Source organism: Pseudarthrobacter sp. PvP090, from assembly GCF_040547365.1.
Lineage (GTDB): Bacteria > Actinomycetota > Actinomycetes > Actinomycetales > Micrococcaceae > Arthrobacter.
Genome location: NZ_JBEPPO010000005.1, coordinates 1 through 23,589 on the forward strand (window position 1 = coordinate 1; position 23,589 = coordinate 23,589).

The window sequence follows — 23,589 nt, forward strand, 5'->3', positions numbered from 1 at the left end:
ACCCGGTTGCCCTGAATCACCACGTCGGGATCCTCCAACAGGTGCTGTGCGTGGACCGACCCGAAGTAGCGCTTGCCGGACCCGAACACTACGGGTGCGACGTCCATGCGCACCTCGTCGACCAGGCCCGCGGCAAGCATCTGGCCACCGACGTCACCAGCGGCGACCTCGACGATGCGGTCACCCGCAAGCTCTTGCGCCTTGGCCATGGCTGCCTCGACGCCGTCGACGAAGTGAAACGGCGCCTCGGGGTCCCAGCCCTCGGGCTCCAACCGGTGCGTCACGACGACCACGTGGTCGATCCCGCTCGGAGGCTTCCCGTCCCAGCCGTCCGTCAGGTCGAAGACGTGGCGGCCGACGATTGTAGCCCCGATCTGGTCCCAGTACGGCCGGGTGTAGTCGTAGGACGTCTGCGACACCTTCAACTCGCCGCTCTCGTCCAACGGGACGTCACCGCTGGACAACCAGTCGAACAGCGGTCCGGGCTGGTCGTTCTCGTCCGCGATGAAGCCGTCCACCGACACCGAGCTGTACATGACCACCTTGCCCACGGGGCTCTCCTCTGCTTTGGGTGCCCCCACATTAGCGTGTCGTGAGCTGTCGCTCTAGTAAGAAATCAATCGGCCGGCAGCGGCCAGCCGTCCAGCGCGTGGCCGGGCCGTTCGCGCACGAACCGCCGCCGGACCCCGGCTGCCCGCACGGCCGGCGGGGACATGGGGGAATGGCAGCCCGCGGGTAGAGTAGTTGCCCATGGATAACCTCTTCAGCCACGCAGCCTCTGAGGCCGCCGAGACACCTGAGCCGGACGCCGCAGACGGGCTGGACCCTGTCGTGTACACCGTCATTGTGCCGGGGGCAGTGGCGCGCGCCTTTGTTGGATTCACGGAACACACGCACCTCTGGTGGCCGCTGCAGGACCACAGCGTCTTCGGTGCCGGGTCCTATGTGGAATTCGAGGAGAACCTCATCCTGGAGAGCGCGGACGACGGCAGGACCGCCATCTGGGGGTCCATCGATGACTGGCAGCCCCCGCTGTCCTTCCATGCCAGCTGGCACCCCGGTTCCTCCGCCGTCTGGTCCACGGAACTGCGCGTCGCGTTCCGGGCCGTGGAGGGCGGTACAGAACTCCGCCTCGTGCACACCGGCTGGGAAGGCGCCGAGGACCCCGCCGCAACTCGGGCGGAGTACGCCGCGGGCTGGCCGGGTGTCCTGGACCGCTTCGTGCGTTTTATGGGTGGTGCCGGCGCCTAAGGTTGCCGGCTCCTGAATACCATCCCGTCGCTTAGTGGAGCGGCGCTGTGTCCACGGGTGGGACGGCCGTGCTGGAGCGGATCACGAAGCGCGTCGGGAACTCGGTGTCGGCCGCCCCGGTGTCCCCGGCGCCGTCGAGCCCGGCCAGCAGGCGGCGGACTGCCAGCGCGCCCTGGCCGCGGGCGTCCTGGTCAATCGTCGTGAGTCCAAAGACGCCGCCGAGTTCGTGGCCGTCGATGCCGATCACGGACAGGTCGTCAGGCACCCGGAGTCCGAAGTCGCGGGCGGCAAGGATGGTGCCGATAGCCATTTCATCGGACGCCGCGAAGACTGCTGTGGGCCGCTCCACGGAGCCGCCGAGCAATTGCCGGGCGCTGGCGTAGGCGCCCTGGATGGTGAAGTCGGCGGAGACCTGCCATTCCGGGCGGATCGCCAGCCCGGCGTCGTTCATGGCCTTCTTGAAACCGGCCTGGCGGGTGCCCGGCAGGCGGAAGTCCTGCTCGTAGGCGGCGTCGCCGGTCATGTGGGCGATCTTGCTGTGGCCGAGCTGGATCAGGTGGCGGGCCGCGGACCGGGCAATGCCCGAATCGTCGATGCGGATGGTGGAGGCGCCGGGCAGCGGACCGCCGATCCCGACGATGGGCCGGTGGATCGCGAGCAGCTGCTGGATCTCGGCTTCGCTGAGCTCCAGCGACACGGCAATCACCGCATCCACACGCTTGCGCAGCAGGAAGTCGTTGAGCACGCTGTGCCGGCGTTCCTGCCCCTCGCTGACGTTGTAGAGCGTGAGGTCATAGCCCGCGTCCAGCAGGGTCGCCGAGACGCCCTCCACGACCGAGGAAAAGAACCAGCGGTGCACGGACGGAACCACAACGCCCACGTTATGGTTCCGTCCGGAGGCCAGGCTGGACGCGTGGTACGAGAGGACGAAGCCGAGTTCGGCCGCGGCACTTTGGGCGCGTTCCCGGCTGCGGGCCGAGACATTGCCCTTGCCGCTCAAGGCCCGCGAAACGGTGGCTATGGAGAGGCCAGCGCGCTCAGCGACGTCCTTGATGCCGGGCATTCGTTAGCTCTCCGCGTCCTCGATGTAGATTTCCAGCCAAACAGTTTCCCCTGAGCCTAACCGATGCCCCGGGCCGGCCGGATCAGATGACTCAGGACCGTCCCCGGCGGAGTCCTGGGAGCTGCGCAGCAGCATCCGTCCGGCGGGGAGTTCGACGGCGTCGTGTCCCGCATTGAGCAGCACCAGGGTGGTGCCGTTCAGGTATGCGAGGCAGGTGTCCGTGCACCAGTCCTCGGCCCAGGCGAGTGAACCCCGGCCCAGTCCCAATTCGCGCCGGGCGGCCAGCATGCGCCGGTAGAGGTTAAGGTGCGACGACGGCGACGCGGCCTGGGCGTCACGCGCCAGTTCCGTGAAGCTCGCCGGCTGCGGGAGCCAGGGGGCCGCCCCGTCGCCAAACCCGGCGTGGAGTTCGGCGGCGCGCCACGGCAGCGGCACGCGGCAGCCGTCGCGGCCCAGGCGTTCGCCGCCGGTGCGGCCGAACGTGGGGTCCTGCCGCTGGTTGTCCGGGATATCGATCCCGTCGGGCAGTCCGAGCTCTTCGCCCTGGTAGAGGTAGGCGCCGCCGGGCAGTCCCAGCATGAACATGGACGCGGCCGCGGCCCGCGAGCGGCCGAGGGCCTCGTCCGGCTGGGGATCGAAGGTGCCGATCCCGTCGCCGTCGCGCGGCGCATGGCCGTCGTAGCCGAACCGGGTGGCGTGCCGGACCACGTCGTGGTTGGAGAGCACCCAGGTGCTGGGGGCACCGACGGAGTCGAGCGCGGTCAGGGACTCGGTGATGACCCCGCGCATGCGGTGGACGTCCAGGCCGGCGTGCAGGTACGGGAAGTTGAAGGCCTGGTGCATTTCATCCGGCCGGACCCAGTCGGCCAGGCGGGGGAGCGGATCCACGTTCGCCTCGGCGCACAGGATGCGGTCCGGGCCGTATTCTGCGAGGATCCGCCGCCATTTGCGGTAGATGTCGTGCAGTGCGGGCTGGCCGAACATCGGGGCGTCATGGCCGGGGTAGCCGTCGCAGCTGTTGCCGTCGGCGCGGCCGCCCCATTCCGGCAGCCCCGGCGCCTTGACTAGGGCGTGGGCAACGTCCACCCGGAAGCCCGAGACGCCGCGGTCCAGCCAGAAGCGCAGGACCTGCTCGAATTCCTCGTGCACGGCGTCGTTGTCCCAGTTGAAGTCCGGCTGGGAGGTGTCAAAGAGGTGCAGGTACCACTGGCCGGGGGTGCCGTCCGGTTCGGCGATCCGTGTCCAGGCCGGGCCGCCGAAGTGGGACTCCCAGTTGTTCGGCGGCTCCTCGCCGTACTGGCCGCGGCCGTCGCGGAAGATGAACATGTCCCGTTCCGGGCTGCCGGCGGGCGCGGCGAGCGCGGCCTGAAACGCGGTGTGCTGGTCCGAGCAGTGGTTGGGGACCAGGTCCACGATCATGCGCAGGCCCAGCCGCGTGGCCTCGGCGATCATGGCGTCGAAGTCCGCCAGCGTGCCGAACAGGGGGTCCACGTCGCAGTAGTCGCTGACGTCGTAGCCGGCGTCGCGCTGCGGGGAGCGGTAGAACGGGGAGAGCCAGACGGCGTCGATGTCCAGATCCGCCAGCTTCGGCAGTTCGGCGGTGATGCCGGCGAGGTCGCCGATGCCGTCCCCGTTCAAGTCCCTGAACGAGCGCGGGTACACCTGGTAGATGACGGCGGAGCGCCACCATCCGGGGAGATGATCTGCAGGGTGCACCGGCGTCAGGGGGCCGGTCAGGGCCCCGGCCAGTTCGGCGGGGGCGGCGAGTGCTGAGTCAACGGACATGCCGGTAATCGTAAGGCCGAACCGGCAAAATTGAAAACGCTTCCAGCCAAAATTCTGATTCATCCTTTGCGCCAGCGTATGGATAATATCCCTTGCTAAGCCCCGTCAGCTCGCTGAAGTGGGGCTACACCCCGTCGCCTCAGGATTTCCAGCTCCGATTGGACCGCAGCTATTACCCGCCAGTAGTGTGACTTTTCAAAGTCATCATGACCGTGTACTTTGGAAGCGCTTGCAGCTGTGAGCCACATCACCGACGATGCCACCGGGCCCCGGAGACTTGACCAGAGCCTCCCGACAGGGCCGTCAGCGTGGATGCAGGATTCATGAAAGGGACACCAATGAAGGTGCAGAACACCCTCAAAACCGGGACCAGCCGCCGTGTTTTCACGGCCGGGGCGCTCTCCGTAGCTGCCGCGCTGGCACTGAGTGCCTGCGGCGGCGCGGCCGCCACGGCACCGGCCACCGCCACGGCCAAGCCGGACCTCAAGGCGGCCGGCGCCGGCACCATCACCATGTGGGTCGATGCCGAGCGCTCACCCGCGCTGAAGGACATCACCGCCAAGTTCCAGGCGGACACGGGCATCGAAGTGAAGCTCGTGGTCAAGGACTTCGCGGCAGTCCGCGACGACTTCATCACGCAGGTCCCGACGGGCAAGGGCCCGGACCTGATCGTTGGCCCGCACGACTGGGTAGGCAAGTTCGTCCAGAACGGCGTTATCGCCCCGGTTGAGCTCGGCGACAAGAAAGCCGGCTTCCAGGACTCGTCCGTCAAGGCCATGACGTTCAACGGTTCCGTCTACGGCGTCCCGTACGCGATCGAGAACATCGCACTGCTGCGCAACACCGATATGGTCCCTGCGGCCGCCAAGACCTTCGACGAGGTCATCGCCAACGGCAAGAAGGCCGTCGCCGAGGGCAAGGCGCAGTTCCCGTTCCTGGTCGGCATGGACCCGAAGCAGGGCGACCCCTACCACCTGTACCCGCTGCAGGCCTCCATGGGCTCCCAGGTCTTCGGCCTGGCTGCCGACGGCGGTTACGATCCCAAGCAGCTCCTGATCGGCGACGCCGCCGGTGTGGAGTTCGCCAAGAAGCTGCTCGCCTGGGGCGACGCCGGCGAGAAGATCATCAACTCCAACATCACCGGTGACATCGCCAAGGAGAAGTTCCTGGCCGGGGAGTCCCCGTACTTCCTGACGGGCCCGTGGAACGTGCCGGACGTGCAGAAGAAGGGCCTCAAGTTCGCTGTGGACGCACTGCCCACCGCCGGCGACAAGCCGGCCCAGCCGTTCATCGGCGTCAACGGCTTCTTCATCAGCGCCAAGAGCGCCAACGCCCTGGCCACCAACGAGTTCGTGACCAACTACCTCACCTCCGAGGACGCCCAGGACTCGATGTACAAGGCCGGAGGCCGTCCGCCGGCCCTGAAGGCATCCTTCGAGAAGGCCGCCAGCGATCCCGTCGTGGCAGCCTTCGGCAAGATCGGCGCCACCGGCGTCCCGATGCCGGCCATCCCGGAAATGAGCGCTGTCTGGGCTGACTGGGGAGCCACCGAGCTCGCCCTGATCCAGGGCCAGGGCGACCCGGCCGCTGACTGGGCCAAGATGGCCGCCAGCATCAAGGCCAAAATCGGGGGTTAGTCCCCGCGCCGGTTCGTGACGTCCTGATACCCCAAAAACGTTCCGGACCGGCAAGCACCGGGCCGGGCGGCAGCAATGCCGCCCGGCCCGTTCCTGCACCGCCACCAGCTGCTCCCAAGGACTGTAGACAGCCATGACAGATACCGAACTCCGCCAGGCCGGCACCCCGGCCGCCGCAAAAGGCACGGCAACAGCCGCGGACGGCGCCCCCGGGCGGCCCGTCCGCCCGGGCACAGGGCGCCGCCGTTTCGGCCCCGACACCACCAAAGGCACCGTCGCCAAGATCGTGCTGCTGGGCCTCGTGGACGCTCTGGCTGTCTACGTCCTGATGATGCTTTTCCTCAGCGAGTCGTGGGGCGCGCTGGCCGTTTCCTCCGCCGTTGTCCTCGCGATCAACTGGATCTACCTGCGCAAGGGCGGACTCCCAGCGAAGTATCTGGCCCCCGGAGTGCTGTTCCTGCTGGTCTTCCAGGTCTTCGTCGTCCTGTTCAGCGGCTACATCGCCTTCACCAACTACGGGGACGGGCACAACAGCACCAAGGATGACGCGATCGCCGCCATTCAGCTCACCGCACAGAAACGCGTCCCCGATTCGCCGGCGTACAAGACGGCAGTCCTCGCGAAGGACAATTCCTTCTACCTGCTCTTCACGGACCCGGACGGCAAGGTTTCGCTCGGCAGCACGGAGGCGCCCCTTGAGGCCGTTTCCGGCGCGGGCACGGACTCCACCGGCAAGGCCAACGCCCTGGACGGCTACCGCACCCTGAACTTCCAGGAGATCGTGGCGAACCAGCAGCAGATCCTGGGCATCACCGTTCCCGTCTCCGCCGACCCGGCCGACGGCACCCTGCGGACCGCCGACGGCAGCAACGCCTACCAGTTCAAGCCGGCCCTGACCTACGACGCCGCGGCCGACACCTTCACCGACACCGATACGGGTGCTGTTTACCGGGACAACGGCAAGGGCGCCTTCGCGGCCAGCAACGGCGAGACGCTCACCACCGGATGGAAGATCGACGTCGGCATGGAGAACTTCGCCCGTGCCTTCACCGATCCCAGCCTGAGAGGCCCGCTGCTGGGCGTCATCCTCTGGACCTTCACCTTCGCCGTGGCCTCCGTGGCGCTGACCTTCGCGATGGGCCTGTTCCTGGCCATGACCTTCAACCGCGAGGACCTGCGCGGCAAGAAGGTGTACCGGATCCTGATGATCCTGCCCTACGCCTTCCCGGCGTTCCTGTCCGGGCTGGTCTGGTCCGGCATCCTCAACCCGCAGTTCGGCTGGCTCAACCAGACCCTGCTGGGCGGGGCCACGATCGGCTGGCTCACGGACCCGTTCCTGGCCAAGATCAGTGTGCTTGTCGTCAACCTGTGGCTCGGCTTCCCATACATGTTCCTCGTCTGCACCGGTGCCCTGCAGTCGCTGCCGACCGAGCTGGACGAGGCCGCCCGGATGGACGGCGCCGGACCGTGGCGGGTGTTCCGCGCCATCAAGCTGCCCCTGCTGCTGGTCTCCATCGCGCCGCTGCTGATCTCCTCCTTCGCCTTCAACTTCAACAACTTCAACGTGATCTTCATGCTCACCGGCGGCGGCCCGCGCTTCGCGGACACGGACCGGGACATCGGAGCGACGGACATCCTGATCACGCTCGTCTACAAGGTGGCGTTCGGCCAGGGGACGGGCCGTGACTATGGCCTCGCCAGCGCCCTGGCCATCATCATCTTCATCATCGTGGCCACTGTTTCGGCCATCAGCTTCAAGCAGACCAAGGCACTCGAGGACGTGAACTCATGAACGGGTCAGCAAGTACCGTCAGCACAACCGCAGCTCCGGCCGGCGTCGATGACGCGGCACCCCGAAGCACCACCGACGTCGAGCAGCTCCGCCTGCTGCAGCGCCGGCGCCCGTTCGGGGTCTGGTTCAAGGACAAGGGCTGGCGGCACCTGGTCGGCATCGCCGTGACCACCTTCGCGATTTTTCCGCTGCTGTACGTGCTCTCCGCGGCGTTCAACTCCACCGGAACGCTGGTGGGCTCCAATGCCCTGTTCAGCCGCATCGACTTCGGCAATTTCACCGAGCTGTTCAACAACCCCGGGCGGCCCTACGCCCGCTGGTTCGTGAACACCATGGTGGTGGGCGTCGTGACGTCTGCGGCCACCGTGTTCCTCGGCGCCATGGCGGCGTACGCGTTCTCCCGGATGCGCTTCAAGGGCCGCCGGATCGGCCTGCTCAGCCTGCTGCTGCTGCAGATGTTCCCGCAACTGCTCGCCGTCGTCGCGATCTTCCTGCTGCTCAGCGGCATCTCCGAGGTCATCCCGGCGCTGGGCCTCGGCAGCCAGCTGGGCCTCATCATGGTCTACCTCGGCGGGGCCCTGGGCGTGAACACCTACCTGATGTACGGGTTCTTCAACACCGTCCCGAAGTCCCTCGACGAGGCAGCCAAGATCGACGGCGCCAGCCACACACAGATCTTCTTTGGCATCATCATGCGCCTGGTCACCCCGATCCTGGCCGTCGTCGGCCTGCTGTCCTTCATCGGCATCTCCGGCGAATTCGTGATCGCCAGCGTGGTGCTCACGGACCCGGACAGCCAGACCCTCGCCGTCGGCCTCTATTCCTTCGTGGCGCAGCAGCGGTCCGAGAACTGGGGCGTCTTTGCCGCCGGTGCCGTGGTCGCGGCCGTGCCGGTGATGGCACTGTTCCTCTTCCTGCAGCGCTACATCGTCAGCGGCCTCACCCAGGGCTCGGTGAAGGGCTAACCGTGGCGGGGCTGGGCAGGCCCGGGCCGGGCACGCCGGGGCTGCTGCCGCACCACGACGGCTCCGGCCTGCACGCCCCGCAGCAGGTGTCGCTCGGGGACACGGCCTGGCTGCGGCTCCGGGTTCCGGCCGGCTGGGGACGCGCCGCCAGGGTCTGGCTGCGCTCGATCCAGGACGGCGAGCCGCGCTATGAGCCCTGCACCAATGGTGGCGAGGCGGATGGCTGGGTCTGGTGGGAAGCGCCGATGACGGTCACCAACCCCGTGGCCCGGTACCGCTTCCTGCTGGAGGTCCCTGCTCCGCAGGCAGCGCCCGACGGCGGTGGCACCGCGGGCGGTTCGGGCGCACCGTCCGCCGCGGCCGGTGGAGAGCTGCGCTACTGGAGCCTGAACGCGCAGGGCCTCTTCAGCCGGGACGTCTCCGACTACGCGGATTTCCGCCTGACCACGTTCCCGGCGGCGCCGCAGTGGCTCCGCACGGGCACGATGTACCAGATCTTCCCGGACCGCTTCGCCCGCTCCGCGGCCTCCGCGCGCGGCGCGGCCGCGGACGGGGTCTTCCCGGACCAGCCCGCCACCGCCAGCCCCGTCCCGGACTGGGCGGTGCCGTGCAGCTGGGACACCACCCCGGTGGAGGGCTCCGGCCCGCGGACCCCGTACCAGTTCTACGGCGGGGACCTCGCCGGCATCACCGAAAAGCTCGACCACATCCAGCAGCTCGGCGCGGACGTTCTCTACCTCACGCCGTTCTTCCCGGCCCGCTCCAACCACCGCTACGACGCCGCGACCTTTGCGTTCGTGGATCCGCTGCTTGGCGGAGACCAGGCTCTGGTGGAACTGGTGCAGGCCGCCCACGCCCGCGGACTGAAGGTGATGGGCGACCTCACCGCCAACCATTCCGGCGACGCCCACGAATGGTTCCGGCGCGCCCTCGCCGAACCGGGCGCTCCCGAAGCCGGCTACTACTACTTCAATGGCGAGCACACGGAGTACGAAGCCTGGTACGGCGTCGCCTCGCTGCCCAAACTCAACTGGGCCTCGGCGGGGCTTAAGGAACGGTTCGTCCTGGCCGACGACTCGCCCGTGGCCCGCTGGCTCAGGCCTCCCTTCAACCTCGACGGCTGGCGGATCGACGTCGGCAACATGACCGGACGGCTCGGCGCCACGGATCTGAACCAGGACGTGGCCCGGCTGATCGCCGGCCGGGTCCGGGAAATCAACCCGGAGGCTGCGCTGCTGGCCGAAGCCACCAACGATGCCGCCCCGGACTTCAGCGGGGAACACTGGCACGGCGCCATGACCTACTCCAACTTCACCCGCCCCCTCTGGTCCTGGCTCGCCGGCGACGCCCCGCACGTCAATTTCTTCGGCACCCCCTTGCCCGGCCCCAACCGGACCGGCGCCGAGGACTTCCTGGCCACCCACCTGGACCTGGCAGCCGCGTTCAGCTGGAACGTCCGGCAGCAGAACATGAACGCGCTGAACAGCCACGACACCGCGCGGGCCGCCACCGTGATGATCGACGGCGGCCAGCGGCTGGGCGCGGTGCTGATGTTCACGATGCCCGGCGTCCCGGTGGTGTTCGCCGGCGACGAATTCGGGCTCAAGGGTTACAACGGGGAAGCGTCGCGCACGCCGATGCCCTGGGACGATCCGGACCGGATCCTTGCCGACCTCCGGAACGACTACGCCGCGCTCGCCGCGCTGCGCCGGGACCAGCCCGCGCTGACCGGCGGGGGAATCCGCTGGCTGCACGCGGAAGGCGACGCCCTCGCCTTTGTCCGGGAAACGGCAGGAAGCGCCGTGCTCGTCGTCGTCACCCGGGCCGCCGCGGACGTTCATCTGGCGCCGGGGACACTGACCGGCGCCCAGTGCCGGGCCCTCGCGGCGGATCCCGCGTTCAGCGCAGGTCTCCTCGGCGCAGGTCTCCTGGACATGGGTTCCGTCAGCACCGGTCCCGGGGATGCCGGGCAGATCCTGGCTGACGGGTCGGCCTCGGGGATCCTGATCCGCACCTGCGGCCCCGCGGCCGGGGCATGGGTGCTGCCCGGCACCACGCTGCCCGCAGCCACGCCACAATGAACGCCACCATCACCACGCCAGTCCGGGCTCCCGTGTCCGCGCCTTAGACTGAAGGCCGGATTCGACGAACTGGAGACCGCATGAGCATCATCGACGAGCTCACCTCTGCCCTGGGCCCGGCCAAAGTCGCCCTGGATGCCCCCACCCTGGCTGCTTACGCCGTGGACCAGGCTCCGGTGCTGGACTACCAGCTGCCGCAGGCCGTGGTCCGGGCCGAATCCATCGACGACGTCCAGGCCACCGTCCGCGCCTGCGCCGCCGCCGGGGTTCCGCTGGTGGCCCGGGGTGCCGGGACGGGTGTCTCGGGTGGTGCCCATGCGAGCAAGGGATGCGTCGTGCTGAGCCTGGAACGGATGAACCGCATCCTGGACCTCAACGCCGATGACGAAACGGCCGTCGTCGAACCCGGGGTCATCAACGCGGACCTCAACGCGGCCGCCGCAGTCCACGGACTCATGTACGCCCCCGACCCGGCCAGCTTCAAGCAGTCCACGATCGGCGGCAACGTGGCCACGAACGCCGGCGGCCTGCGCTGCGCCAAATACGGGGTGACCCGCGACTCGGTGCTGGCGCTCGACGTCGTCCTGGCCGACGGCTCGCTCATCCACACCGGCCACCAGACCTTCAAGGGCGTCGCAGGCTACGACCTCACCGGGCTCTTCGTCGGCTCCGAAGGGACATTGGGGATCGTCGTCGGAATCACCGTCCGGCTCAAATACCTCCCCCAGGACGTGCACACGATCGCCGCCTTCTACCCGGACTTCCGCAGCGCCGCGGCCGGCGTCCTCGCCGTGGGCCGGGCACGCGTGCAGCCGGCCATCATGGAACTGCTCGACAGCGGCACGCTGGCCCAGCTCGATGAGCTGCACGGCTCGGACCTCGCCGCCCGGGGACAGTCCCTGCTGCTGATCCAGACCGACGGCTTCGGCGCCGCGGCGGAGGCGGCGGTGATCCGGCCAGTCCTCGTGGCCGGCGGCGCGGTGGTGACCATGGAAGCCAGCGCGGAAGCCGAGCGGCTCGTGGACCTGCGGCGCAACAGCCGCGGAGTGGAGGTCGACGACGAATTCCGGGTAGGTGAGGACGTCGCCGTGCCGCGCTCCCGGCTCGTGGACTACGTCGCTGAGCTGGAGGCCATGGCTGCGGCGTACGGGGTCAGGCTCAAGGTGGTGGCGCACGCCGGCGACGGCAATCTGCACCCGACGTTCTGGGTGGACCGGGTGGACAGCGCTGCCGGTGCCGATGCCATGGGACGGCTGGGCGAAGCCCTGGACAAATCCATCACCGTGGCGCTGGCAATGGGCGGAACCATCACGGGGGAGCACGGGATCGGCCAGTTCAAGCTGCGCTGGCTCGGGCTGGAACAGAAGGAACCCGTGCGCGAACTGCAGCACCGGATCAAGGAACTGTTCGACCCGGCCGGCATCCTGAACCCAGGCAAGGCGATCTAGCCCGCCTGTGCTGTTACCGCCACCCTGACTGGCAGCAGGGGCCGTTCTGAGGGTCCAGAACGGCCCCTGCTGCAAGTCAGTTGGGCGGACGCCTAATCGTCGGAGTCGGGGTATTCGTCGATGGACTCGTCGGCGCCGTAGCGGGATTCCTCCGTTTCGACCTCCAGGATCTTGAGCAGCTCCGTGTCCGGGTTCAACATGATGGCCGCCTCGTCCCGGCGGTGGCGCAGCTCCGAGTCGATGTAGGACTGCACGGCTTCGGCCAGCGGGATGTGCCGGTTCTCCTTCTCGGACATGTACCAGCGGTGCTCCAGGATCTCGTGCACAGCCTCCGCAGGCTCCAGCTTCCCGGACAGGTCGCGGGGGATGGAACGGACAATCGGTTCGAAAATCTGGCTGACCCACAGGTGGGCGCTGTATTCCTCGTCCATCCCGGGGTTGTTGTCCGCGCGGAAGGAGTCCATGTCGTTCAGGAGCCGGCGGGCCTGGTTTTCCTGGGCGTCCAGGCCGGTCAGGCGCAGCAGCCGGCGCTGGTGGTGGCCGGCGTCGACCACCTTGGGCTGCAGCTGGATCGTGGAACCGTTCTGCGTTGTCTTGATCGCGTATTCCTCGACGTCGAACCCCAGCTCGTTGAGCTTCCGGATGCGGGCCGCCACCCGCCAGCGCTCACCGATCTCGAAGGATTCCTTCTCCGTCAGCTCGGTCCAGAGGCGCCGGTAGCTGTCCATGATGAGTTCGCTCGTGGCCACGGGGTCGACTTTTTCCTCGATCAGGCCGCCGTCGAGCAGGTCCATGAGTTCACCGGCGATATTGACGCGGGCGATTTCCAGGTCGTATTCGCGCTGGCCCGTGGACAGGTCCGGGTACAGCTCGCCGGTCTCCGCGTCCACGAGGTAGGCGGCGAAGGCTCCGGCGTCGCGGCGGAACAGCGTGTTGGACAGGGAGACGTCGCCCCAGTAAAACCCGATCAGGTGCAGGCGCACCAGGAGCAGGGCCTGGGCGTCGATCAGGCGCGTGAGGGTGTCCTTGCGCAGCATCTGCGAAAAGAGGGCGCGGTACGGCATGGAGAACTTCAGGTGCCGGGTGACCAGCACGGGGTTCAGCGGCCGGCCGTCCGGCGTCGTGCGGCCGGTGATCACGGCGACCGGTTCCACGCAGGGCACGTCCAGCCGGGCGAGCTTGCGGAGCATGTGGTACTCGTGGCGGGCCACGTGTTCCGAGGTTTCCTTGATGGCGATGACGGAGCCGCCAAGGTGGGCGAAGCGCACGATGTGGCGGGAGATGCCGCGGGGGAGCGCGGCGAGGTATTCCGCCGGCCAGTCCTCCAGGGCGATGTGCCACGGCAGGTCCAGCAGCTCCGGGTCGGTGGCGGCGGCGGTGATGCTCAGCGAGCTCGAGGCCACGGACGCCTTGCTGTCATTGGCGCTGGCGGCTTCGAACCGGGGCAGCTTGCCGATCTGACCGTAGTCGGTGGGTTCGTCGTGCCACTGGGCGCCGTTGTCCTCGGTGCTGGAGTTTTGCTCGGTCATGAACCAATTCTTCCGTACTAAGGGCGGCGGCCCTAACGAAAAGGGCGCTGCCAGGAAAGTTAAAGCCCGACGGCGGCCCTCCAGTAGGGAGGACCGCCGTCGGTTGCGTCAGCGGGTTAGTCGCCCAGGCGCAGACCGGTCTTGGTGTCGAACAGGTGCACGTGGCCTGACTGCGGGCGGACCCAGATGGATTCACCCTTCATCGGGGGACGGCGGCCGTCGACGCGGGCCACTATGTCGTGGCTCTGGCCGTCCAGCGTGGTGTGGCCGTAGACGTAGGCGTCGGCGCCGAGTTCCTCGACGACGTCGACCTCAACCTGGAGGCCTTCACCCTGGGCGACCTGCTCGAGATCCTCCGGGCGGGAACCGAGCGTGACGGTCTTGCCGCTGGCCTCTTCGAGGACGTTGTGCGGCACCGGGTAGATCGTGCCGCCGAACTGCACGCCGCCGTCGACGACGGGAAGCTCGAGCAGGTTCATCGCGGGGGAGCCGATGAAGCCGGCCACGAAGACGTTCTTCGGCTTGTCGTACAGGTTGCGCGGGGTGTCGACCTGCATCAGCAGGCCGTCCTTCAGTACGGCGACGCGGTCGCCCATGGTCATGGCCTCGACCTGGTCGTGGGTCACGTAGACCGTGGTGACGCCCAGGCGGCGGGTCAGGGATGCGATCTGCGTGCGGGTCTGCACGCGGAGCTTCGCATCAAGGTTGGACAGCGGCTCGTCCATAAGGAAGACCTGCGGGTTACGGACGATCGCGCGGCCCATGGCAACACGCTGGCGCTGGCCGCCGGAGAGTGCCTTCGGCTTGCGGTCCAGGTACGGCTCGAGGTCCAGGAGCTTGGCAGCTTCACGGACGCGCTCGGCGCGCTCTTCCTTGCTGACACCGGCGATCTTCAGCGCAAAGCCCATGTTGTCCGCGACCGTCATGTGCGGGTACAGGGCGTAGTTCTGGAAGACCATGGCGATGTCGCGGTCCTTCGGGGGAACGTCGGTAACATCGCGGTCGCCAATGAGGATCCGGCCGGCGTTGACGTCCTCAAGACCTGCGAGCATACGCAGGGAGGTCGACTTGCCACAGCCGGAGGGTCCAACGAGGACCAGGAATTCGCCATCGGCGATTTCAATGTTGAGCTTGTCAACAGCGGGCTTATCCGTGCCCGGGTACAGACGTGTTGCGTTATCAAAAGTAACTGTAGCCACAGTTATCAATCCCTTCACCGGCAGGTACGTGCCGGACGATCCGTAGTGAATGGTCTTATTTTTCAGTTGTTAATTCAGTTGTCAGCACCTGGTCGTGCGTATACTCCCCGGCCGAAGCCGAGGAGTATCCAATGACGCCGCACGGTACTTGTGCGCCACATCACAACCAGAGTATGTCATATTTTTGTTAAAAGGGTCAAAATGTTGCAGATGTCACACGTGATACGGCTTACCCGGTGCCCGCTATGAGGTAGTCTCCGGCAGCCCGAGGGCGCGTCGGCGTTCCCGCAGCAGGGCCTCCAGCAGCTCGGAAACATGCGCCGGCGCTTCGATCCGGAACTGGGCCTGGGTGAAGTCCAGTCCGACCTTCACCCCGAGATCCCCGGGGAGCAGGCGTGCCAGGGCATCCTCGTCAGTGGTGTCATCGCCGGCGAAGACCGTGGCGGTGGCGCCGGTCGCCTGGCGCAGGAAGGCGACGCCTTCCCCCTTGGAGGCGTGGACCACGGAGGTCTCCAGCACGCGGTTGCCGCTTTTCAGGTACACCCCGGGCCGGTCCTGCAGTACGGCACGGGCAGCGGCGACAGCGTCCTCGGCGACGTCGTCCTCGGCAAGGCGGGTGTGCAGGACTACGCCGGCCGGCTTGTCCTCCAGCAGGGTTCCCGGGGCCACCTCCACAATGCCCTCCAGCTCGCGCCGGACCTCGGCGAGCAGCTCCCGGCGGGCGTCATCGAGTTCCAGTTTCGAGGACCCGGGTCCCATCCAGACTTCGGCGCCGTGGCTGCCGATCAGCAGCGTCTTCTCCGGGGGGAAGGCGACCGCCCGCAGGCTGTCCAGGGCGCGCCCCGAGATGAGCGCCGTCGTCGTCCGCGGCAGTTCGGTGAGCGCGGCGAAGGCCGCTGCCGAACGGGGGAGGGCGCGGGCATCCCCGGCATGGTCCACGAGGGGAGCCATCGTGCCGTCGAAATCCATCGCAACCAGCAGATGCTCCGTGGCGGCGATGCGGCGCAGGGCCTCGAGCAGGTCCGGTGAGAGCGAGAGCGGGGTCTGTTCCGGGGAGAGCTCAGGAGTCATCGCGGATTACCTTTTCTTCGAGCGCGCTCAGGAAGTCGGAGGACCAGAGATCGACGTCGTGGTCCAGAATCTGCTTGCGCATCGAGCGCATGCGGCGGGCTGCCTCGGCGGGCTGCATGTTGACGGCCTTCATGACGGTCTCCTTGAGGCCGTCGATGTCGTGCGGGTTGATCAGCAGGGCCTGCTTGAGCTGGTCCGCGGCGCCGGCGAACTCGCTCAGCACCAGCGCGCCGTCGTTGTTGGTCCGGGCCGTGACGTATTCCTTGGCCACGAGGTTCATGCCGTCCCGCAGGGCCGTGACGAGCATGACGTCCGCCGCGAGGTAGAGCGCCACCATCTCCTCGATCGGGTAGTTGTGGTGCAGGTAGCGGACCGCGGTGTTCTGCAGGGTGTCGTAGGTGCCGTTGATGTGGCCGACCGTGCCCTCGACTTCCTCGCGCAGCAGGCGGTACTGCTCCACCCGTTCGCGGCTGGGGCTGGCGACCTGGATCAGGGCGGCGTCCTCCACCGTCACCTTGCCGTCCGCCAGGAGTTCCTCGTAGGCCTTCAGCCTGTGCCGGATGCCCTTGGTGTAGTCGAGGCGGTCGACGCCGAGCAGGATGGTCTTGGGGTTGCCGAGATCCTGGCGGATCTGCCGGGCGCGCTCGATGATCTCGGGCTTCCGGGCGAGTTCGCTGATCTGCTGGACGTCAATCGAGATGGGGAATGCCTGGGCACGGGCGATATGGGTGGTCTCGCCGTCGCTGCCCTTGACGTGGACCTGCTGCTGCTTGACGCTGGCGCCGAGGAAACGTCGGGCCGAGCGCATGAAGTTGCCTGCATCGCTGCTGCGCTGGAAGCCGACCAGGTCCGCGCCGAGCAGGCCGTCGATGATGGCGCGGCGCCACGGCAGCTGGGCGAAAATCTCCGGCGGCGGGAAGGGGATGTGATTGAAGAACCCGATCTTCAGGTCCGGACGCGCCTCGCGCAGCATCTTCGGGACGAGCTGGAGCTGGTAGTCCTGCACCCAGACGGTGGCGCCCTGGTTGGCGTGGTGGATCACGGCGTCCGCGAACCGGCGGTTGACCTTGCGGTAGGAGTCCCACCAGGTCCGGTGGAACTCCGGCGGGGCGATCACGTCGTGGTAGAGCGGCCAGAGCGTGGCGTTGGAGAAGCCCTCATAAAAGAATTCGATGTCGTGCGTGCTCAGCTGGACGGGAACGAGGTCGATGCCGCCGTGGCTGAAAGGCTGGACATGCTCATCCGGGGCGCCGTGCCAGCCGACCCAGGCGCCGTCGGTCTTCGTCATCATGGGGGCCAGTGCGGTGACCAGGCCGCCGGGGGAGCGGCGCCAGCCGTCCTCGCAGCCGGGCTCGTCCGGGGAGCAGCGGTCCACCGGCAGGCGGTTGGACACCACCATGAAGTCATATTGCGCGCCCGGATCGGCGTCGCTTGTGCCGTGCGCGGCTGCGCCCTGCGCGTCAGTGCCGTGGGCGACAGCGCCCGTGGATTTTGGATCCGATTCGGCGTGTTTGCTTGCCTGCATTGGTGCTCCCTGGGGTTCGCTCGTGGCTCCTATCCACCCTAGCCCGGCGGAATCTTCTGGGCTATTCGTCCGTTGGGAGGCGGGGAGGAAGGTTGAAAGCGCAAGTTCCCAGATTTCTCCCCTAAAATGATGAATTGCCACCCAGTGGATATCACCGGCCGATCGACCCGAGGAACTAATGAGCCCCGCAAACGAACCCCGTCAGTCCAAAACAGAGCGAACTGCCGCGGCCCGCGAGAAAGCCCGTGAAATCCGCGAGGCGCAGGTCAAAAAGGACAAGCGCAACAAGCTGCTCATCGGCTGGGGCATCGTTGCCGCAGTCGTCGCGATCATTGTGGTGGTGGCGCTGGTAGTCACCTCGAACATCCAGAAGAACGCCCCCACCGCGGACGAGGGCCCCACCCCGGCCAACGGCAACGTTTACGGCGGCGTCACGCTCCTGGCCAACTCCGAGGTCGCGAAGACCGAGCCTGCGACCGTCCGGGTCGCCGACATTCCCGCACCGGCGGAGACCCCGCCGGCAGTTGTGACCGCACCTGGTGCCGAGGCTGAGGCCGGCAAGCCGGTCAAGGTGGTCCTCTACATCGACTTCATCTGCCCCGTGTGCAAGAACTTCGAGACCCAGTACAACGAGACACTCACGAACCTTCGCAACGAAGGCAAGATCACCGTGGAGTACCGTCCGCTGGGCTTCCTGGACACCCGTTCCACCACGAACTACTCCTCCCGCGCAGCCAACGCCGCCGCCTGCGTTGTGAACGAATCGCCGGAGAAGTACGCGGACTTCGTCAATGCTCTCTTTGAGAAGCAGCCCGCTGAAGGCGGCGCCGGCATCTCGGATGCGGACCTGAAGAAGATGGCCACCGACGTCGGGGCCAAGAGCATCGAGACGTGCGTGGACGAGAAGACCTTCCGCCCGTGGGTCAAATACACCACCCAGCAGGCTGCCTCCATCGGTGTCACCGGAACGCCGACCGTCTTCGTTGAGGGCCAGCAGTGGGGCAAGGGTGAGAGCGCCCAGACCCCGTTCGAGCAGTTCCTGCAGGCCGCCATCGACGCCAAGCAGTAAACGGCAGGAGAAAAGAGCAAACGACAGGCCCGGTCCGGATTCGTCCCGGGCCGGGCCTGTTTTTATCACCGGGCATCCGTGGGCTAACCTTATCTAGCGCCATCGCGCCAGGCCCTTATTGCGGCCCGGCAGCCGCCGGTGCACAGGAATGCCTCCTTAGCTCAGTTGGCCAGAGCACCGCTCTTGTAAAGCGGGGGTCGTCGGTTCGAATCCGACAGGGGGCCCCACAAACCCCTCCCTTCCGGTGGTCTTGCCCGGAACGGAGGGGTTTTTTGTGGCTGACATCGGACCACGACACGCTGACATCACCCTTTGAAAAGACACCGAGCACGCCCGCCGGGTCATGCCCGGAAGCGCGTTGGCGTACGATCCGGTTACGGACACTTACAACCACGTGTGGAAGACAAGTAAGGCCTGGGCCGGGACGTGCCGGACCTGCACACTGACGCTGGTTGACGGCACCGCCCATACGGCCTCGTTCCAGTTCACAAAATGACGGCAGGAGCGCTCATGAAAGGATCGTCTGTGGCGGCCCGGGCGGCGTGGGGTCTCGCCGCGACCGCGGGCGTCGTCCTCATCTGTCTGGGCCTGGGCCAGACGTTCTATATCGGGACCGTCACTAACGCTTTCGAACGGGACCGGCTCGGCAGCACGTCCATCCTGGCGGGCTCCGTACTGGGCCTGGCCGCAGCCGGCTGGTCGCTGTACCGGAGGGACCAGCTGTGGGTGAGCTTGCTGGTGGCGGCCCCGGCCGTGGTGGTCGGCGGCCTCAATCTGGTTGCCGGCGGAAGCCTGCTGCCCCACATCGGGGCGCTGGCTGCCGTGCCGCTGGGCCTGGCCGGGATTATCGGCGGCGTCACGGTCGGTTCGGGCCGCATCCGTTCCTGACCGCCACGGCAGCCCCTCGGCGGCCTGAGAAACCATCCCGGGACAACTAAGGGCGGCGCCACCCGGTGCTGCCCTTCTGCCCCCGAAGCTGGCAGCGAGGAACGGGCCCGAGGCGCCCGGAGACCGGCGTTAGATGCAGGACTTGTTGTAGTCGAACCCGCCCGAGATGTATTGGGTCATGGTGACTTTGCCGCCGCCTGTCAGCGGTGCTGCCGAACACATGCTGCTGGCATGGGTTAACGAACTGGCGCCGGCGAGCCAGCTTCGCTGGGCGTAGAGATTGCTAGTCGAGGGCACCGTGCCGACGATCAGTCCCCATTGGTAGCCGGTCGAGTAGAGGCCTGTCTTGGCCCCGATGCTGGCGAAGTACGCTGCCATGCCTTCCAGGTCGGCCCTGTTGGCGGCCTTGTTCGTGGACCAGGAGTTTTCGGTCTCGACGTCGAGCCACCACGTGTAGGAGGCCGGGTTCGTGATCCCGCGAATGTTGGCGTCGTCATAGGCCTTGGCATAGCCGTACATGTAGGAGCAGGCTGTGCCAACTGATCCCTTGGTGCAGGTACCGTACGGGTTGGCCACGGTCTTCCCGCCATAGGAGTTGCTGGTGGGCCACCAGGACCCGGCGGTTCCAGGGTTGCCGGTATTGACGTACAGCGCCACAAGGGGCTGCCCGGTTCCGCCGGTGGAGGTCTTGGCCCAGGACAGCTGGGTGGCCAGGCACGGATTGGTGTTGTTCGCCAAGCCGTGGTTGACACCAACGATCGCGAAGCTCTGGCCCTTGGGCAGGGGGTTTCCGCACTGCGGCCACGACACGTCGACGCCGGGTCCTGCGGCCCTGACTGCGGCGGTGGAGGCGGAGGACTTCGCCTTGCTGGAGTAGCCGGTCTTGGTTCCGGTGACGGTGACGGTGAGGGTCTTGCCTGCGTGCGCCGCCGCCGGTTTGAAGGTGGCGGCGGACGCGCCGAGGAGCACGACGCCGTTGGCTTTCCACTGGTACTTCAGTGTCACGGGCGCCGGACCCCATGTGCCCGGGACGGCGGTCAGGGTGTAGCCGACCTTTGCGGTGCCCGTGATCGTCGGCACCGGTGCCGGCCCCAGCGTTCCGGCGGCGACGGCGGCAGTGGGGGCCGAGGTCTTCGCTGTGCTGGTGTAGCCGGTCTTCGTTCCGGTGACCGTGACGGTGAGGGTCTTGCCCGTTTGGGCCGACGTTGGTTTGTAGGTGGCGGCCGTGGCGTTGATGAGAACGAGGCCGTTGGCCTTCCACTGATACTTCAGGGCGACGGGCGCCGGACCCCAGGTTCCGGGCACGGCAGTCAGGGTGTAACCGATCTTGGCCGTGCCGGTGACGGTCGGCACCGGAGCCGGCTGCAATTGCGCTGCGGACGCTTCGCGTGCCGGCGTCGTGGCCGGCGCCGCCGCGGATGCGGGGGCAAGCGGTGCCAGCATCAGCAGCAGGACCATGGCGGGCAACAAGCGGTTCGATAGAGAAGACCGAATGCGATCGAATAACGGCATAACATTTCCCCCAGATGGCCGCGCCCGGAAGGGCTGCGCTAGCGTGCACAGAAGATGCAGACAGCGAGAATCTAACACGTGGAGTTGTTCCAAAACGCATCGGATCGGCGGCCAGCCCCGGCGGTCGGCTCGAATTCCGGGTCAGGTCCCCGCCGTCTTCCGGCGCGGCGTCGTGGCCGGCGGCTGCCGGGACGTTAGGCCCTAGACCTCGCTGGCCGTCCGGCGGAATGTGGGCCTATGACTGAAACGAATCCGGACAAGACGCCGGACATCAAGTCCACGCAGCTTCAGGAACAGCCGACGGCAGTGTTGCGTGAAACCGTTCCCATGAAGGGGCTGCGCGAGTTCTTCGGCCGCGCGTATAGCTCGGTGATGAGTGCGGCGGAACAACAGCATGTCCAGCTGGCCGGACCGCCGTTCGCGATGTATCGCGGGATGCCGACCGACGTCGTCGACGTCGAGGCCGGCTTTCCGGTGGCGGCGCCGTTCCCCGGCGGAGGCGACGGCGGTGTGACGGCGGGATCCCTCCCCGCCGGCCGGGCCTTCGAAGCGATGCACGTCGGCCCCTACGAGACGCTCCCCGAAACTTACGGGGCAATCATGGCGAAAATGCAGGCGGAAGGCCTGACGCCGGGCGATGCGATGTGGGAGTACTACCTCAGCGACCCCGCGGCGGAGCCGGACCCGGCAACCTGGAAGACGCTCATCATCTGGCCCGTCGCCTGAGCGCAGCGCCCGCGGCCGACCGACATTAAACGGGACGCTATCCGCGCCCGTCGATGGGCCCTGTCCGACCCATTAGCGGGGCCGTGTGACGCAAAGTGTCTGATTCGGCACACTATTCTTCAACTGCGTGCATAATGTCCTAAACTGCTTCACTGAGGTGCCTGAAATGGCGCTGCGCAGCAACGAAAGTGAACCCCCAAATGGCTACCGATTACGACGCACCACGCAAGACAGAAGAAGAATCTCCCGCTGAGTCGCTGGAGGCACTTCAGGCGTCCCGCGGCGGCGGCGCCCAGACTGCTGTCATTGACGTCGACGAGAACGACACGGCTGAAGGCATCGACCTTCCCGGCGCTGATCTTTCCGGCGAAGAGCTGACCGTCATTGTTGTACCCGAGCAGTCCGATGAATTCACCTGCTCCTCCTGCTTCCTGGTCCGTCACCGGTCCCAGGTGGCCAAGGAAAAGAACGGCCTGAAGTACTGCCGCGACTGCGAAGGCTAGGGGACCTTCCACCGCGCGCCACCACTTCACAACTTTCCAGCAAGGCACCGCGAAGCGCCGGATTCCGCAAGGGACCGGCGCTTCGCCGTTGTCCGGAGTCAACCGGCAGCCGGACGACGGCGGCGCAACCGTCCCGTGACCAGCCGCGGCGCAGCCTAACGGTTCGACGCAAATCCGGCCGACCCCTCGATTCGGCCCCGAAAGGCTCCTATTCTGGTGCTATCTCATCTCTCGAGGGGGCGGCCCAAATGAAGAAGTTCCGGGTGTGGCTGATAGCGATCCTAATGGCTGTTGGATCGGGGCTCGTGGCGCCCGGCCCCGCAACGGCGGCTCCCTACTGCGGACTCGTGTGGGGCTCGCTGATGAAGGGTGCCGAGGGGATGAGCGCGGCCAACGTCACGAATGTCCGCACAGGGCAGCACTACTGCTTCGACCGGCTCGTCATCGACCTCAACGGGCCCGTCAGCGGCTACACCGTCCGCTACGTTCCGCAGGTCACGCAGGACGGATCGGGACTGCCGGTCCCGCTGCGGGGCCAGGCGTTCCTCCAGGTCACGGTGAACGCCCCGGCCTATGACGGCCAAGGCAACGCCACCTACAAACCGGCGGACCCGAAAGAACTGAGCAATGTCAGCGGCTACCAGACCTTCCGGCAGGTGGCATGGGCCAACAGCTTCGAGGGCTATTCAAGCCTTGGCCTCGGCGTCCGGGCCCGGCTGCCGTTCCGCGTGTTCACCCTGGCCGGGCCGGACGCGGGCTCACGGTTCGTGATCGACGTCGCGCATTTCTGGTGACGCCCTGGCCGGTTGGCGGCGTCGTCCAGGGGGCGCCAACCGTCGTTAGTAAGCCGACTTAGTAAGCTGACCGAGAAATTCTTCCGGTACCGTCGCGGTCCTGTTGCACCCTGCGGTAGCGTCGAAGATATCGGACCTAGCGGTACCGGACGCCACGGTATCGCACCTACTCAGGAGGACGCATGAAAGCTTCACCGACCCTCACGACGAACCTGCAGGCGGTGCTCGTTGACCTGATCGAACTTCACGTTCAGGGCAAGCAGGCGCACTGGAACATCGTCGGAACGAACTTCCGGGACCTCCACCTGCAGCTGGACGAGATTATCGATTCTGCCCGCGAGTTCGCGGATGACCTCGCGGAGCGCATGCGCGCACTCCACGCTCTGCCGGACGGCCGCAGCTCCACGGTGTCCAAGTCCACCTCGCTTGCTGAGTTCCCCAACGGCCTGATCAATACCAAGGACGCCATTGAGCGGATCGTCGCTGCCCTCGAGGCCGCGGTCGGCACCATGCGCAAAGTCCATGACGAAGTGGACGAAGAGGACCCCACCACGGCGGACCTGCTGCACGAGTTCATTGCCAAGTTCGAGCAGTATGCCTGGCTGGTCAATGCGGAGACGATGCGGGCCAACGCCAGCGTCACCACGGCGGACAGCAAGTAGCGTTCCCCGGCAGTTCGCAGTGCCCGGCCCCGGTTCCCACCGGCGCCGGGCACTCGGCGTTTAAGCAGTGCCGCCTGCCGGGCCGGGAG

At 67.1% G+C, this 23,589-nt stretch carries 21 protein-coding genes and 1 tRNA gene; 14 read left to right on the plus strand and 8 right to left on the minus strand.

Annotated features, from left to right (window positions below; translation table 11 throughout):
• Positions 1-551: dihydrofolate reductase family protein (locus ABIC21_RS06800; protein WP_354349898.1), on the minus strand; the 551-nt coding region annotated here is incomplete at its 3' end.
• Positions 552-750: 199 nt separating this feature from the next.
• On the opposite strand from ABIC21_RS06800, the gene ABIC21_RS06805 reads away from it, so the two are divergent.
• Entirely contained in the window at positions 751-1,251 is a 501-nt protein-coding gene (locus ABIC21_RS06805; protein WP_354349662.1) for an SRPBCC domain-containing protein, read from the plus strand.
• Between the two features lie 31 nt (positions 1,252-1,282).
• Here ABIC21_RS06805 and ABIC21_RS06810 read toward each other — a convergent pair whose 3' ends face one another.
• Both ABIC21_RS06810 and ABIC21_RS06815 read right to left on the minus strand, forming a co-directional pair.
• On the minus strand, positions 1,283-2,314 hold the full coding sequence (locus ABIC21_RS06810) for a LacI family DNA-binding transcriptional regulator (protein ID WP_354349663.1): 1,032 nt from the start codon (positions 2,312-2,314) through the stop codon (positions 1,283-1,285).
• A 3-nt stretch (positions 2,315-2,317) separates the two neighbouring features.
• Positions 2,318-4,099, minus strand: coding sequence for a glycoside hydrolase family 13 protein (locus tag ABIC21_RS06815; RefSeq protein ID WP_354349664.1), 1,782 nt, complete (start codon positions 4,097-4,099; stop codon positions 2,318-2,320).
• Between the two features lie 338 nt (positions 4,100-4,437).
• Here ABIC21_RS06815 and ABIC21_RS06820 point away from each other — a divergent pair, with 338 nt between their 5' ends.
• From ABIC21_RS06820 to ABIC21_RS06840, 5 genes are all read left to right on the plus strand, one after another.
• Positions 4,438-5,736: a sugar ABC transporter substrate-binding protein gene (locus ABIC21_RS06820; protein ID WP_354349899.1), complete on the plus strand. Its 1,299-nt coding sequence runs from the start codon at positions 4,438-4,440 to the stop codon at positions 5,734-5,736.
• A 133-nt stretch (positions 5,737-5,869) separates the two neighbouring features.
• The gene (locus tag ABIC21_RS06825; RefSeq protein ID WP_354349665.1) at positions 5,870-7,528 is read left to right on the plus strand and encodes an ABC transporter permease subunit; all 1,659 of its coding nucleotides are present in this window, start codon (positions 5,870-5,872) and stop codon (positions 7,526-7,528) included.
• Positions 7,525-8,493, plus strand: a complete 969-nt coding sequence (locus ABIC21_RS06830; RefSeq protein ID WP_354349666.1) for a sugar ABC transporter permease — start codon at positions 7,525-7,527, stop codon at positions 8,491-8,493. The genes ABIC21_RS06825 and ABIC21_RS06830 overlap by 4 nt, the downstream gene beginning before the upstream one ends.
• Positions 8,494-8,495: 2 nt before the next feature.
• Positions 8,496-10,574 carry a glycoside hydrolase family 13 protein gene (locus tag ABIC21_RS06835; RefSeq protein WP_354349667.1) on the plus strand — a complete coding sequence of 693 codons (2,079 nt, stop codon included), beginning with the start codon at positions 8,496-8,498 and terminating at the stop codon, positions 10,572-10,574.
• An 80-nt stretch (positions 10,575-10,654) separates the two neighbouring features.
• Positions 10,655-12,022, plus strand: coding sequence for an FAD-binding oxidoreductase (locus ABIC21_RS06840; protein WP_354349668.1), 1,368 nt, complete (start codon positions 10,655-10,657; stop codon positions 12,020-12,022).
• A gap of 92 nt (positions 12,023-12,114) precedes the next feature.
• Here the strand turns inward: ABIC21_RS06840 and ABIC21_RS06845 are convergent, their stop codons facing one another.
• From ABIC21_RS06845 to ABIC21_RS06860, 4 genes are all read right to left on the minus strand, one after another.
• Positions 12,115-13,551 carry a DUF4032 domain-containing protein gene (locus tag ABIC21_RS06845; protein WP_354349669.1) on the minus strand — a complete coding sequence of 479 codons (1,437 nt, stop codon included), beginning with the start codon at positions 13,549-13,551 and terminating at the stop codon, positions 12,115-12,117.
• 116 nt (positions 13,552-13,667) lie between these two features.
• Positions 13,668-14,750 (minus strand): ABC transporter ATP-binding protein, encoded by a 1,083-nt coding sequence (locus ABIC21_RS06850; RefSeq protein ID WP_354349670.1) that lies wholly within the window; start codon positions 14,748-14,750, stop codon positions 13,668-13,670.
• Positions 14,751-14,993: 243 nt separating this feature from the next.
• Entirely contained in the window at positions 14,994-15,821 is an 828-nt protein-coding gene (gene otsB / locus ABIC21_RS06855) for a trehalose-phosphatase (RefSeq protein ID WP_354349671.1), read from the minus strand.
• Complete coding sequence (locus tag ABIC21_RS06860) at positions 15,811-17,220, minus strand: alpha,alpha-trehalose-phosphate synthase (UDP-forming) (protein ID WP_354349900.1); 1,410 nt, start codon at positions 17,218-17,220, stop codon at positions 15,811-15,813. Before ABIC21_RS06860 ends, otsB begins: the two co-directional genes overlap by 11 nt.
• Before the next feature lie 304 nt (positions 17,221-17,524).
• On the opposite strand from ABIC21_RS06860, the gene ABIC21_RS06865 reads away from it, so the two are divergent.
• The 4 genes from ABIC21_RS06865 to ABIC21_RS06880 all read left to right on the plus strand — a co-directional run bounded on the left by ABIC21_RS06865 (position 17,525) and on the right by ABIC21_RS06880 (position 19,303).
• Complete coding sequence (locus ABIC21_RS06865; RefSeq protein ID WP_354349672.1) at positions 17,525-18,415, plus strand: DsbA family protein; 891 nt, start codon at positions 17,525-17,527, stop codon at positions 18,413-18,415.
• A gap of 150 nt (positions 18,416-18,565) precedes the next feature.
• Positions 18,566-18,642 (plus strand) — tRNA-Thr (locus ABIC21_RS06870).
• Between the two features lie 116 nt (positions 18,643-18,758).
• Positions 18,759-18,911, plus strand: coding sequence for a PxKF domain-containing protein (locus tag ABIC21_RS06875; RefSeq protein ID WP_354349673.1), 153 nt, complete (start codon positions 18,759-18,761; stop codon positions 18,909-18,911).
• Between the two features lie 14 nt (positions 18,912-18,925).
• Entirely contained in the window at positions 18,926-19,303 is a 378-nt protein-coding gene (locus tag ABIC21_RS06880; protein ID WP_354349674.1) for a hypothetical protein, read from the plus strand.
• 129 nt (positions 19,304-19,432) lie between these two features.
• Here ABIC21_RS06880 and ABIC21_RS06885 read toward each other — a convergent pair whose 3' ends face one another.
• Complete coding sequence (locus ABIC21_RS06885) at positions 19,433-20,761, minus strand: hypothetical protein (protein WP_502935970.1); 1,329 nt, start codon at positions 20,759-20,761, stop codon at positions 19,433-19,435.
• Positions 20,762-21,052: 291 nt separating this feature from the next.
• On the opposite strand from ABIC21_RS06885, the gene ABIC21_RS06890 reads away from it, so the two are divergent.
• The 4 genes from ABIC21_RS06890 to ABIC21_RS06905 all read left to right on the plus strand — a co-directional run bounded on the left by ABIC21_RS06890 (position 21,053) and on the right by ABIC21_RS06905 (position 23,500).
• Positions 21,053-21,541, plus strand: a complete 489-nt coding sequence (locus ABIC21_RS06890) for a GyrI-like domain-containing protein (protein WP_354349676.1) — start codon at positions 21,053-21,055, stop codon at positions 21,539-21,541.
• A gap of 200 nt (positions 21,542-21,741) precedes the next feature.
• A complete protein-coding gene (locus ABIC21_RS06895) occupies positions 21,742-22,044 on the plus strand; it encodes a DUF4193 domain-containing protein (protein ID WP_056741192.1) in 303 nt (100 codons plus the stop codon).
• A gap of 248 nt (positions 22,045-22,292) precedes the next feature.
• Positions 22,293-22,838: an AMIN-like domain-containing (lipo)protein gene (locus ABIC21_RS06900; protein ID WP_354349677.1), complete on the plus strand. Its 546-nt coding sequence runs from the start codon at positions 22,293-22,295 to the stop codon at positions 22,836-22,838.
• A 182-nt stretch (positions 22,839-23,020) separates the two neighbouring features.
• A complete protein-coding gene (locus ABIC21_RS06905; RefSeq protein WP_354349678.1) occupies positions 23,021-23,500 on the plus strand; it encodes a Dps family protein in 480 nt (159 codons plus the stop codon).
• Positions 23,501-23,589: the final 89 nt, after the last annotated feature.